11 protein-coding genes and 1 pseudogene are annotated in these 11,176 nt (G+C 59.5%); 8 read left to right on the forward strand and 4 right to left on the reverse strand.

Features of this window, described 5'->3' with window-relative positions; translation table 11 throughout:
* On the forward strand, positions 1-979 hold a 979-nt coding region (locus RMO15_RS21200; protein WP_309716752.1), incomplete at its 5' end, for an FAD-dependent oxidoreductase.
* Here RMO15_RS21200 and RMO15_RS21205 read toward each other — a convergent pair.
* Positions 976-2,013, reverse strand: coding sequence for a Gfo/Idh/MocA family oxidoreductase (locus tag RMO15_RS21205; RefSeq protein WP_309716755.1), 1,038 nt, complete (start codon positions 2,011-2,013; stop codon positions 976-978). The genes RMO15_RS21200 and RMO15_RS21205 overlap by 4 nt on opposite strands.
* Before the next feature lie 51 nt (positions 2,014-2,064).
* Here RMO15_RS21205 and RMO15_RS21210 point away from each other — a divergent pair, with 51 nt between their 5' ends.
* Both RMO15_RS21210 and RMO15_RS21215 read left to right on the forward strand, forming a co-directional pair.
* Positions 2,065-2,436 carry an ankyrin repeat domain-containing protein gene (locus RMO15_RS21210; RefSeq protein WP_309716758.1) on the forward strand — a complete coding sequence of 124 codons (372 nt, stop codon included), beginning with the start codon at positions 2,065-2,067 and terminating at the stop codon, positions 2,434-2,436.
* Between the two features lie 26 nt (positions 2,437-2,462).
* Positions 2,463-3,770, forward strand: coding sequence for a Gfo/Idh/MocA family oxidoreductase (locus RMO15_RS21215; protein WP_309716761.1), 1,308 nt, complete (start codon positions 2,463-2,465; stop codon positions 3,768-3,770).
* Positions 3,771-4,011: 241 nt separating this feature from the next.
* Here RMO15_RS21215 and RMO15_RS21220 read toward each other — a convergent pair.
* Positions 4,012-4,347 (reverse strand): annotated as a pseudogene (locus RMO15_RS21220) (transposase); the annotation flags it as partial.
* Positions 4,348-4,446: 99 nt separating this feature from the next.
* Between RMO15_RS21220 and RMO15_RS21225 the strand changes: the two are divergent.
* Positions 4,447-5,268 (forward strand): CHAD domain-containing protein, encoded by an 822-nt coding sequence (locus RMO15_RS21225; RefSeq protein WP_309716764.1) that lies wholly within the window; start codon positions 4,447-4,449, stop codon positions 5,266-5,268.
* 392 nt (positions 5,269-5,660) lie between these two features.
* Positions 5,661-6,389 carry a metallophosphoesterase gene (locus tag RMO15_RS21230; RefSeq protein ID WP_309716767.1) on the forward strand — a complete coding sequence of 243 codons (729 nt, stop codon included), beginning with the start codon at positions 5,661-5,663 and terminating at the stop codon, positions 6,387-6,389.
* On the opposite strand, the gene RMO15_RS21235 is transcribed toward RMO15_RS21230, so the two are convergent.
* Positions 6,376-6,774 (reverse strand): type II toxin-antitoxin system VapC family toxin, encoded by a 399-nt coding sequence (locus RMO15_RS21235; protein WP_309716770.1) that lies wholly within the window; start codon positions 6,772-6,774, stop codon positions 6,376-6,378. The genes RMO15_RS21230 and RMO15_RS21235 overlap by 14 nt on opposite strands.
* Positions 6,771-6,986, reverse strand: coding sequence for a hypothetical protein (locus tag RMO15_RS21240; protein WP_309716772.1), 216 nt, complete (start codon positions 6,984-6,986; stop codon positions 6,771-6,773). The genes RMO15_RS21235 and RMO15_RS21240 overlap by 4 nt, the downstream gene beginning before the upstream one ends.
* A gap of 46 nt (positions 6,987-7,032) precedes the next feature.
* Between RMO15_RS21240 and RMO15_RS21245 the strand changes: the two genes are divergently transcribed.
* The 3 genes from RMO15_RS21245 to RMO15_RS21255 are packed head-to-tail and all read left to right on the forward strand — an operon-like array spanning position 7,033 to position 11,011.
* Positions 7,033-8,361 carry an MFS transporter gene (locus RMO15_RS21245; RefSeq protein ID WP_309716775.1) on the forward strand — a complete coding sequence of 443 codons (1,329 nt, stop codon included), beginning with the start codon at positions 7,033-7,035 and terminating at the stop codon, positions 8,359-8,361.
* A gap of 17 nt (positions 8,362-8,378) precedes the next feature.
* Positions 8,379-9,194, forward strand: a complete 816-nt coding sequence (locus tag RMO15_RS21250; RefSeq protein ID WP_309716778.1) for an adenylate/guanylate cyclase domain-containing protein — start codon at positions 8,379-8,381, stop codon at positions 9,192-9,194.
* Positions 9,191-11,011 carry a tetratricopeptide repeat protein gene (locus RMO15_RS21255; RefSeq protein WP_309716781.1) on the forward strand — a complete coding sequence of 607 codons (1,821 nt, stop codon included), beginning with the start codon at positions 9,191-9,193 and terminating at the stop codon, positions 11,009-11,011. Before RMO15_RS21250 ends, RMO15_RS21255 begins: the two co-directional genes overlap by 4 nt.
* Positions 11,012-11,176 lie beyond the last annotated feature (165 nt).

Below are 11,176 nucleotides of genomic sequence, written 5' to 3' on the forward strand. Positions count from 1 at the left end.
CACCTCTCCCACCCCCCCGCCCCTCCCTCACCTAAAGGCAAGAGAGGGGAGCTTGGAGGGGCTGGTGCTCGCCAACAAAGCTGGGCTCTCGCTTGCAAAAGCCCGCGTTTTTATTGATGCCACGGGCGACGGCGATCTTGCCGCACGGGCCGGGTGTGCCTTTGAGTTGGGCGACGAAAACGGCCAGACGCAAGGGATGACGCTGTGCTTCACGGTGGCGGGCGGCTCGCGAAGTAAGTATTTAGAGTACGTTTATGCAACCGGCGATGGGTACTTGGCAAAGCTTGTGGAGAAAGCAAAAGCCGAGGGGAACTGGACGCTGCCCGATAGCTCGCTGGTGGGGATGAGCTTTAAGAGCGAGACGGTCGCCGGGTGCAATCTGGGCCATGTCTACGGCTACGATGCCACCGATCCGATTTCGGTGAGTGCTGCCGAGCGTGAGGGCAGAAAAGTGATTGTGAAATTAATGGACTTTCTTCGACGCTATGTCCCTGGCCAAGAGAGCATTGAGCTGGTCTCCAGCGGGCCGCATATCGGGGTGCGCGAGTCGCGACGGATTGTCGGGGAGTACACGCTGACTCTGGACGATTATCTTTCCTGCCGGAGCTTCCCAGATGACATTGCCCGGTGCGCCTACTTTATTGACCTGCACGCCGTCACCACCGACGTCGCTGCACGCGCAAAGTCCGTCACCGATGGCGCACAGCGCTCGTACTCGTTGCCTGCCGGACAGAGCCATGGGATTCCGTATCGCTGCCTGATTCCCAAAGGCATCGAGAACTTGCTGGTCGCGGGCCGCTGCCTTTCTGCAGAGCGCGCCGTCCAGGGAGCAACCCGCGTCATGCCCTACGCCTTTGCCACCGGTGAGGCCGCCGGACTCGCCGCCGCGCTCAGCCTTCCTGAGAGCGGCGATGTGCGGAGTGTGGACACTGCGGAGCTACAGCGCCGCTTGCGAGCCCAAGGCGCGTGGCTGGGTTAGCCCCGAATCCGCTCTAAAAGCCGAATGCGTTTCCGGACGCTCTCAGGGGTCACAGAGAGCGGAGCGCCCTCACGAACGGAGTGCCAGAGATCCGTGTAGAAGCTCCCCTGGAGCCGCTCGAAGCTCTCGGTGCAGTCGTAGTTAGCACTCTGCCAGACCAAGTCTTCTCGGTTGTAGCTCCTATCCGGGGTTGAGGCGCACTGCACGGGGCGCTCGGGGTGTGCGCTCCAGTCCACCCACTTCCACTCCAGCTTGTTGCTCGTGCCGCGTAGCCCACCCGAGGTGGCCATCACCAGCCACTTGTCTTGACCGTAGGGGCAAGTCGCCGCGAACTCAATGTCCAGCGTGAACGCATCGGGGTGGCGTAAAGTCGCACGCGCGTGGTCTGCCGTGTCCCCCGACGAGAGTGTCGCCCGCAGATCGCTCCAGACCTCCAAGCTCTCCACATCGTCCACGCCACAGGCTTCGTAGAGCCCCAGTGCTTGGTCAAGAATATGCGGGCCGTTATTATGGAGCTGTCCGCCGCCGAACTCGGAGAGGGTCTGCCAGTCCCAGCGCCGCCCAAAGCCGTGCTGCGCGATCCGAATGTGCACCACTTTCCCGAGCACGCCACTAGCGAGAATCTCTTTAACCTTCACGTAGCTGTCTTCGTAGCGCCGGTTCTGGAACGGCACCACAAACTTCCCCGCCGCTTTTGCCGCCGCCAGCATCGCGTCTACTTCGGCCACACTGAGCCCAAACGGCTTCTCGCAGACCACGTGCTTGCCGTGTTCCAGCGCGGTCACCGCGTTCTTGGCATGATCCCGGTTGTAGCTCGACACCACGACCAGCTCGATCTCCGGGATCGCCACCAGCTCCTCCACAGAATTTACCGCAGTCACACCCAGCTCTGCGCCTGTCTCCGCCGCTCGCACGCCATTGATATCCGCCACCGCAACCAGCTCATAGGAATCACTCAGCTTCTCAAACGCCTTGCAGTGAATGCCATAGCCACTGCGCCCCAGCCCCAAAACTCCCACACGAATCTTTTCCATGCCGATATAATGCGGCAGAGAAGCGCCTTGAACCTCCTGGAGATATTTCCGATGTCACGTAAAACGCTAAAAACCCTGCTAGCAGTATTTACCATTCCTACTGGGCTTGTCTTGCTTAGTATCGGCTCCATCTTTCTCAATGAGGAGATGGTCTCAGCCACGGCTCGGGGTGATCTGTCCCGTATGAGACAGCTCACGGCGCTTGGTGCCAATCCTAATGGCAAGGACTTTGAAGGCCATAGCACCCCACTAGGAATGGCAGCTTACTGCAACAAGCCCGATGCGGTGATCTACCTCCTCCAACATGGTGCTGATCTGACCCTTTCATCAGGTAGCTGTGATACTCCCCTTCAGATCGCGGAGAAGCAGCATAACACTGTGATAATCACTTTACTCAAAGCCCACCTGGCACGCAGGAAATAAATGCCTCTAGCGGGAATTAGGACAGTATGAAGCGACGAGATCTTTTTAAGAGTGCAGCCACAGTGGGCGTGGCGACGGCAATCGGTGTGAGCGCGGAGGCGACGGTGGCTCCGGCAACAACAGCGGCGACGATGCGGGACGTGCCGTTTGAGAAGCGCGAGGTGGTGCGGATCGGGTTTATCGGCTGCGGCGGGCGCGGTGGTGGGCTCTTCAACGACCTGCTCAACATTAAAGACGTAGAGATCAAGGCGACGTGCGATGTGGTCGCTCAGCGTGCGGAGAGCTTTGCTAACCGCGCCGAGAAAGCGGGTCAGAAGCGGCCTCAGGTCTACGGCGCGGGCGAGAAGGACTACGAGAAGCTTTGCGCTCGCGAGGATATTGACCTCGTCTATATCGCCACGCCCTGGGACTGGCACGTCCCGATGGCGGTCTGCGCGATGGAGCACGGCAAGCACGCCGCCGTGGAAGTGCCTGCCGCCACCACGCTCGCCGACTGCTGGAAATTAGTAGACACCAGCGAGCGCACCCGCAAGCACTGCATTCAATTAGAGAACTGCTGCTACGGCTACACGGAGCGCATGGTGCTCAATATGTGCAAGAAGGGCCTCTTTGGCGAGCTCTTGCACGGAGAAGCGGCCTACAACCATGACCTGCGCGGCCTGTTGCTGGCCGACTCGGGCGAGGGACTCTGGCGGCGCGTCCCGCACATCAAGCGCAATGGCAACCTCTACCCTACCCACGGCCTCGGCCCGGTGGCGCAGTACATGGGCGTACACAGCGGAGATCGCTTCACCCGCCTCGTCTCCATGAGCAGCAAGTCCGTTGGCCTCGCCGAGTACCGCGACTCCCACGTGCCCGCCGATAGCCCCAAGCGCAAGGAAACCTACGCCTGCGGCGACATGAACACCAGCCTGATCCAGACTGCCCAAGGCCGCACGGTTATCCTCCAACACACGGTTACGCTCCCGCGCCCCTACTCCCGCCTGAACGTGATTGAGGGCAGCAAGGGAATCTTCATGGACTACCCGGCGCGCTTCTATATCGAGGGCCAGAAAGGCGGCGAGGACTTTGTGGGTACGGAGGTCTACAAGCAGTACGAAGATTTGCTCTGGCAGCGTGAGGGAGAGCTGGCGCGCAAGCTCGGGGGCCATGGCGGGATGGACTACATCATGAACTTCCGCCTAATTGAGTGCTACCAAAGTGGCCTCACCCCAGACATGAACTGCTACGATGCCGCTGCGTGGAGCGCCCCCGGCCCGCTCTCGGAGGAGTCCATTCAGAAAGGCAACGCCGGGATCACCTTCCCCGACTTCACCCGCGGGAACTGGAAGTAGGCAGAGGCTAAACCCCACGACCATCGAGACGTCCCCTCGTCGGCAAGCGACGAGGGGACGTCTTACATTGTTTAGAATTTGTTAGGAGTTACGGGGTTGACCCCATTTTGGGAGATAGACTACCCCGTCAAAACGGGGTGTCAAGTCCATATTTTGGTGTAATTTCGGCTCCCTCTCCCTAGGCGGCTTTGCCGCCCACGAAGCTTGGTAGCTTCGCTTTCAAAAGCGGCTGGATAGCGGCTTAAGCCACCGTCAAGAGCACCTCAGAAAAAGCAACAACAGAGCCCTCTGTCTTGAGCAAAGCCTCCCGTGAAGCGTGCCAAGCATAATAATCGTCCATGTTGGTGTAAACTTTTCCCGTCATCATTGCTTCGTCGAATTCCATAAGAAATGCGCCCAACAGTCGCTCGCTACTTGCTCTGTTGGGGTAAATCCGGATGACTCGGTCTCGACGGCGAATCTCTTCATTCAGACGCTCCTGCGAGTTGGTCGTCCGAAGCAAACGATGATACTTGCTCGGCAAGACAAGTACACTCGTCACCTCGTCAAAGGTAGACTCCAGCAGAGCCACTGCCTTGCTACACCTACTTTCAAAGCTTTGGCATGGTTAGCCCCTGCCATCAGCTCCAACCCCCTCGCAAAAAAGGAAGAGTGGTCAACTAAGGTACACTGCTCTATGGAACCTATCGCAATACTTTTAGAGCGGCTGAGTACGGCGCTTCCTCTGGCACAGAGAGGCGATCCGGTGTCGGTGAAGACGGCGCGGACGACGGGGCGGCGCTTGCGGGTGGCGCTTCCTCTTGCCACGGCGATGCTCCCCCAAAAGCTACGGCAGCGCCTGCTCGACAGTACCCAAGCCCTCACTAGGTCGCTAGGCGTGGTGCGCGATCTGGATGCTCAGCAAGAGCTTCTGCAAGAGGCAGAGACGACCGCCACCGAAGAAGAGCACCTGGGTTTTGCCTTCGCGCTGAGGGTTCTGGAGAAGCGACGCACGCAGGCCATGAAGGGGGTTCGTCGGTGCAAGGCGGGCCGCGCGTGGCTCCAGCAAGCCAGTCAGGCGCAGAGTGCACTGCTTACTGTGGCGACCGAAGAGCCCTCCGCGACTTTGGCTGAGATAAGCCTCGCCGCCGAGAATGCCCTGCGCTTCGATGAACTTATCCGCGACCCGAAAAACATCACCGAGCTTCATGAGCTGCGGATCGCCGTCAAGCGCCTGCGCTTCACCCTCAGCCGGTTCCCCGAGACGGAGAAGGCGCTTAGGAAGTCTGTCGCAGCGCTGCAAACCGTGCTGGGGACGATTCACGACCTGGATATTCTCCGCATCTGGCTCCGTGGGCTAGAGTCTGAGAAAAAGCGCCGCCTTCGCCCCCGTCGGCGCGAGCGAGAGAGCCTCACGGTTCTGCGCCGTCGCCTTCAGACGGAGCGCACTGAGCACTACGACAGCTTCCGCCAGCAGTGGGAGCTCGCCCTGCCCACACTTCAGGCGCTGGTGCTATAATCAGAGGGAATCGGATGAAAAACGAGGCACACCACGACCTAATCGAAAGCCTAACAAGGGAAGCACTCAGTCGCTTTCGCGTCCCTGCGGGTGCCAGAGTTCGGTGCTTCCTAATTCATCACGATAAATTCGTCCTCCTTCCGAAGGCCTCCCCCCTTCGCAAACGCTACCGCTTGTACGAGTACCCAGCGCTAAACGAATTCAAAGCACTCAAAGGCACAAAATACGCATTGCTCATTGATACGGGTGCGTCGGAGCTGGAGTTGAGCATGTTTCCTCAGGGAGAGCTGTGCTACTCTATCCCGTTCAAGTTTACGAGAGGGCGTTTAGCTTTTGGGCAGCCCCAGAAGGTGTTTGTCTGCGGATCGCCAACGAGAAAGTAAACTAATCTAATGGCATCCGTCTGGGCAATCGGCGATATTCATGGGATGGGCGCGCGTCTGGAGACGCTGCTGGCGGCGCTTCCTCGTGGGCCGGAGGATGTCACGGTCTTTCTGGGCGATGCCATTGACCGTGGCCCGGACTCACGCGGGGTGGTAAATCGCTTGCTCGCCGAGCACGATGCGGCTCCCGACAGAACCGTGCTACTCTGGGGCAACCACGAAGACATGGCGGCGGCCTATCTCACGGGAAAGCATCCCTGCCGCATTGTCTACGACGACTTTGACTGGTTTCGCAACGGCGGGATCGAGACAATGAAGAGCTGGGAGCGCGACCCGCCCGAGTGCTTCAAGCGCGAGTGCCCCGACGACCTCGCCCGCTACTTCTCGCTGCTCCAGACCTACTGGAAAGCCCCCATCGAGCGCTTCCCTGAGCTGGCCCACTGCGTCTGGGTTCACGCTGGAACCACGCCGGGCAAGCCCGTCGAAGACACTCACCCCGATACTCTCCTCTGGACACGCTGGGATTTCCTAGACAACCCCGATCTCTCAGGCCGCATCACCATCCATGGCCACACCCCGACAGCCGAGCCTGAGGACGACTACTTCCGCATCGGAATCGACACCGGCGCGTGCCGCAGCGGCCCCCTCACCGCTCTACAAATTCCCGAGCGCCACATCTGGCAAGCCCTTCCTGGCCAAACCGTTCGTAACTTCCGCTTGTGCGCTATGGCTGAGTAACCAGAGCAACATGGGGATAGGCTTGAATGGCGAGATCCCTTGTCAGAAGTGGCACCTTCAAAACACGTGAAGTAGCAACGATCAGTTGATCTGCGGGATCACGATGGAATGGTTGGGGAAGAAGGGTAGATTCAATTGCAATCTCGGGTGTCAAGGGAATAAGTTGAACACCGGGATAGCTCAGCGCCTCTGCGATCCAATCAGTGATAGGGGCAGACAGAGTAAGTCGGCCACGTTCCACTAGCTTTGCAACTTCCCACACAGAAATAGCACAAACTCCCAAACCGCTTGCTTGATGTGATTGCAGTAGTGCCTCTAACTCGGCAGTTAGCTCAGGACTCCCATTTACCCACCAAATCCAAATGTGGGTATCCAGAACAATCATTGCTCAGCATCCCACTCACTTGCCTCAACCGCAGGGGCAAAAGGTCGGTCATAACGCAGAACCGTGCCACGCAAGGGGTAGAGATTTGCTTTGGGAGTAGGGCGGGAGAGCACGATGACCTCGACGGCATCCCCTTCGACAAAGGGCAGATTTTTCAGAAGCAAGGTGCCTTCTTTGGCAACGATTGTCTCTTCACGGTAGGCAGTGGTCATGCTCAAAATTATATCACTGACCTGACTTTCGGCTATAATGGCCCACATGAACGGACAGCGTCGTTTTTTGGACATGAATGGCTATCAGTGGACCGTGCTCTTTGCCGCGTGGCTGGGGTGGGGCTTTGATATTTTCGACGGGCTTCTCTATGCTCTGGTGGCGGATAAGGCGATCCCGGTACTTCTTGGGCAAGCGATTGGGAGCCCCGAAGCCAAGGCGTCGGTGCCCTACTGGAACGGGATCATGGGCTCGCTGCTGCTGATCTTCTGGGCGATTGGCGGCGTGCTCTTTGGGCGCATCACGGATAAGCTCGGACGCACCAAGACGCTGCTCCTCACGATGCTGCTCTACTCGGTTGGGACGGCGCTGTGTGCGCTGGCGCCCAATATCTGGGTGCTGCTACTCTGCCGCGTGTTTGTGGCCTTTGGGATCGGCGGGGAGTGGGCGGCGGGCGCGGCGATGGTGGCGGAAGTGGTTCCTGAGAAGCGCCGTGTCGAGGCGGGGGCACTTCTCTATACATCAGCGCCACTGGGCCTGCTTGCGGCGGATGCCATGCGCTTCTATATTGTCGGCGGCCTGCTCAAAGACAGCCCGGAGACAAGCTGGCGCTGGGTCTTTGCCTGTGGCCTCTTGCCCGCGCTGGTGGCGTTTGCGCTCCGCATGTTTATCAAGGAGCCGGAGAAGTGGCAAGAAGTAGCAAGCGATAAGAAAAGCCCCAGCATTGCCGAGCTCTTCACGCCGGAGCTACGCCGCTCCACACTCGGTGGGATGGCGATGGCGCTGATCGCACTAATCACCTGGTGGAGCTGCAATACGTTCGCATCCGTGATCGCCTCGCAGATGGCGGGGGCACAGGCCAAGCTCCAAGAGCTGGATAAGCCTGCGACACAGGCACTGGTCGAGAGCTGGAAGTCTATCGCCTTGGTGAGCTTCTGCCTCGGTGGACTGATCGGGACACTTCTCACGGTTCCCATCGCCAAGTTTCTAGGCCGCCGGACGATGTTTGCGATTTATTTCGTGCTAGGCGCGGCGAGTATTATCGGGACATTCGCCTTCCCCTGGGAGGGCGCGACACGCCTCTACGGCTACTTTCCGATTGGGCTGACGGTCTTTGGGGTCTTTGGGAGCTTTACCTACTACCTCCCGGAGCTTTTTCCCACACGCCTGCGCGGCACGGGAGCGGGCTTTACCTACAACATCGGGCGCATCATCGCCGCCGCTGGGCCGTTTCTGGTGGGGCTAATTGCCCAGCAGGGACTCGACGCCGCCTTCAAAGCCCTAGTGATTGTCGGCTGTGTCCCGATTGTGGGGCTGTTTCTGCTTCCCTTTATTGTCGAAACCAAAGGCCGCTCGCTAGAAGCACTGGACAAGTAGTCTATAATAGGGAAGACATGAGCCAACCAGGTGACCCTCTTCCCTTTCTTTCGGGGACGCTGACCTTTCTTTTTACGGATATCGAGGGGAGTACGCGGCTCTGGGAGAGCTTTCCTGAGGAGATGCGGCTTGCGCTTGCTCGGCACGATGCCTTGCTTCGCCAAGTTGTTTCGCACCGCCAAGGCCAGGTCTTCAAGACCGTGGGAGATGCCTTCTGTGTGGTCTTTGATGACCCCGTAAATACCGTCGCGGCGGCGAAGGAGGCGCAGGCCGCCTTAGCGTCTGAGACTTGGCCCGAACATACTCCCATCCGAGTTCGCATGGCGCTCCACACCGGCCCCGTCGAGAGCCGTGACAACGACTACTTCGGTCCTCCCCTCAACCGGGTCGCACGGCTTCTCTCGACGGCGCACGGAGGCCAGACGCTCCTCTCGCAGAATACCTCTTCGCTCGTTGTGACGAACCTGCCAGAGCGTGCATCGCTACGAGATATGGGAGTGCACCAGCTCAAGGACCTGGCAAGCCCGGAGCATATCTACCAGCTAGAGCACCCCGAGCTCCCCTCTCAGTTCCCTCCCATACGCTCGCTCTCTACCCATCCCAATAACCTTCCTCAGCAGGTCACACAGTTCATTGGACGAGAGAAAGAGACGGTCGCGGTTCGCGAGCTCTTGGGGCAGACACGACTCTTAACGCTAACGGGTGCCGGGGGAACAGGGAAGACCCGTCTTGCCCTGCAGGTCGCGGCCGAGCTACTTGAGCGCTTCCCCGATGGTACTTGGCTTGTCGAGCTTGCCTCACTCTCCAGCCGAGTCAGGTGTCTCAGGCAGTGATTGGGGCTCTGGGAGCCAAGGAGCAACCCGGAGTGCCTGCCGAGCAGCTCCTCGTGGAGTACCTGAAGGGAAAAGAGCTCCTGCTCATCCTAGACAACTGTGAGCACATGATCGATGCCTGTGCTCGCCTAGCGGAGACGCTGGTGCGGCAGTGTGCGAGTGTGCACCTGCTCGCCAGCAGCCGCGAGGCACTGGGGGTTCTCGGTGAGCAGACCTATCGTGTTCCCTCGCTCTCGCTGCCCAATCGCAACCGCCAGCATACCCCGGAGGCTCTGGAGCAGTTCGAGTCGGTACAGCTCTTTTTGGATCGTGCCCGGCTCACCCGCCCCGACTTCCAGATCACCCCACAGAATGCCAAGGCGGTCGCGTCGCTGTGCTGCCGTCTGGATGGCATCCCACTGGCTCTGGAGCTCTCCGCCGCACGCCTACGCTCCCTCTCGGTTGAGGAGATCGACGGCAAGCTCAATCAGCGCTTTCGCCTTCTGACCGGAGGGAGCCGGACCGCACTGCCGCGCCAGCAGACGCTCCGTGCCCTTATTGACTGGAGCTATGACTTGCTCAACGACCAGGAAAAGCTGCTTCTGCATCGCCTTTCCCTCTTTGCGGGTGGCTGGATACTCGATGCGGCGGAGGCGGTCTGCTCGGACGAGAGCATTGAGGACTGGGAGGTTCTGGATCTTCTGACGAGCCTCGTGGATAAGAACCTGGTTCTGGCGGAGCAGGAGGAGAAGCAGACACGCTACCGGCTCCTGGAGACCATGCGGGAGTATGCAACGGAGAAGTGGGAGGGGCAAGGCGACGATATCTCCTCGGTGAGCCGTCGCTACGCAGAGTTCTTTCTTTCGCTAGCGCAGAAGCACCTCAAGCAGCTCCGCCGGGCCGATGAGGTTGAGGCCTTGGCCGAGCTCGAAGAGGAGTCTATCAACCTCCGCACCGCGCTGGAGCTTGCCCAAAAGCAGGGCGACAGCTTGCTTCTGGGGGAGCTCGCTCTGGTCAATGGCATGTTCCTGCAGCGCCATGGCTTTCTCAGTGATGCCGTCGAGGCCATCGAGCTTGGGCTGGGGGGAGCGATACCCGAGTCCCTTCACGCCAAGCTCCTACGCGAACGGGCGGGACTCCACGCAGACTTCAAAGAGTCGGAGAAGAACCGGGCGTGTGTGCTGGCAGCGATGGCCATTAGTGAGCGTCTCCAAGATCGGCTCGGCCAAGCACAAGGCCAGAACCTCCTAGGACAGGCGGCCATGCAGGATCGGGACTTCTCTGAGGCGCGAGGACAGTACCTCGCCGCGCTTGCGAACTTTGAGGAGGTAGGGGATCAGGTGGGGATCGCCATTGTCCAGAATAACCTTGGGGTACTGGAGCGCCGTGATGCGCGTACGGCAGAGGCTGAGCAGCACTTCGCCGAAGCCCTGCGCCTGCGTCAAGGGCTGCATGACCGCCGTGGGCTAGCCGAGACATTCAATAACCTGGGGGTGCTGGCCTTTGAGCGCCAGGAGTGGGAGAAGGCCGCACGCTACTACCGCGAGGCGATCCCACACTACGAGTCGCTTCGGCATACACTCGGGCTTGGTTTTATGTTCGCCAATATCGGTGAGGTGGCGGAGAACCAGCAGGACTTCCGTAAGGCAGCTCGGCTCTATCTTGTCTCCATCTCCCTTCTAGAACAGGTGCGCTCGCCCATTGCCCAAGAGATCGAGTCGTGGCTCACCCGCACTGTCACCGAGGGCAACATCCCCGACTCTGAGATAGCCGCACTCCGCCGCGAGGCAAGCACTCTCTCCCCCGAGGCGCAGCGAAACTGGGCACTTGGGGAGTAGAATTCCACAGCCTTTGTGTCTTATCTCATGGTTCGCTCATTTTTTGTGGCGGTAAAACAGATTGCTCCACCAGGCGAATGTACACCTCTGGCAAAGAATCCAGCAGTTTAAGAATACGTTGTTGCAAAAGGTTTAAGGCAGTCACATGACGCAAAACTTGACCCG

Origin of the sequence: Armatimonas sp., from assembly GCF_031410135.1 — a bacterium.
Lineage (GTDB): Bacteria > Armatimonadota > Armatimonadia > Armatimonadales > Armatimonadaceae > Armatimonas.

Coding starts and splice junctions, on each gene's coding strand:
- RMO15_RS21205 (WP_309716755.1), bottom strand. CDS start 2,013: ATGGAAAAGATTCGTGTGGGAGTTTTGGGGCTGGGGCGCAGTGGCTAT.
- RMO15_RS21210 (WP_309716758.1), top strand. CDS start 2,065: ATGTCACGTAAAACGCTAAAAACCCTGCTAGCAGTATTTACCATTCCT.
- RMO15_RS21215 (WP_309716761.1), top strand. CDS start 2,463: ATGAAGCGACGAGATCTTTTTAAGAGTGCAGCCACAGTGGGCGTGGCG.
- RMO15_RS21225 (WP_309716764.1), top strand. CDS start 4,447: ATGGAACCTATCGCAATACTTTTAGAGCGGCTGAGTACGGCGCTTCCT.
- RMO15_RS21230 (WP_309716767.1), top strand. CDS start 5,661: ATGGCATCCGTCTGGGCAATCGGCGATATTCATGGGATGGGCGCGCGT.
- RMO15_RS21235 (WP_309716770.1), bottom strand. CDS start 6,774: ATGATTGTTCTGGATACCCACATTTGGATTTGGTGGGTAAATGGGAGT.
- RMO15_RS21240 (WP_309716772.1), bottom strand. CDS start 6,986: ATGACCACTGCCTACCGTGAAGAGACAATCGTTGCCAAAGAAGGCACC.
- RMO15_RS21245 (WP_309716775.1), top strand. CDS start 7,033: ATGAACGGACAGCGTCGTTTTTTGGACATGAATGGCTATCAGTGGACC.
- RMO15_RS21250 (WP_309716778.1), top strand. CDS start 8,379: ATGAGCCAACCAGGTGACCCTCTTCCCTTTCTTTCGGGGACGCTGACC.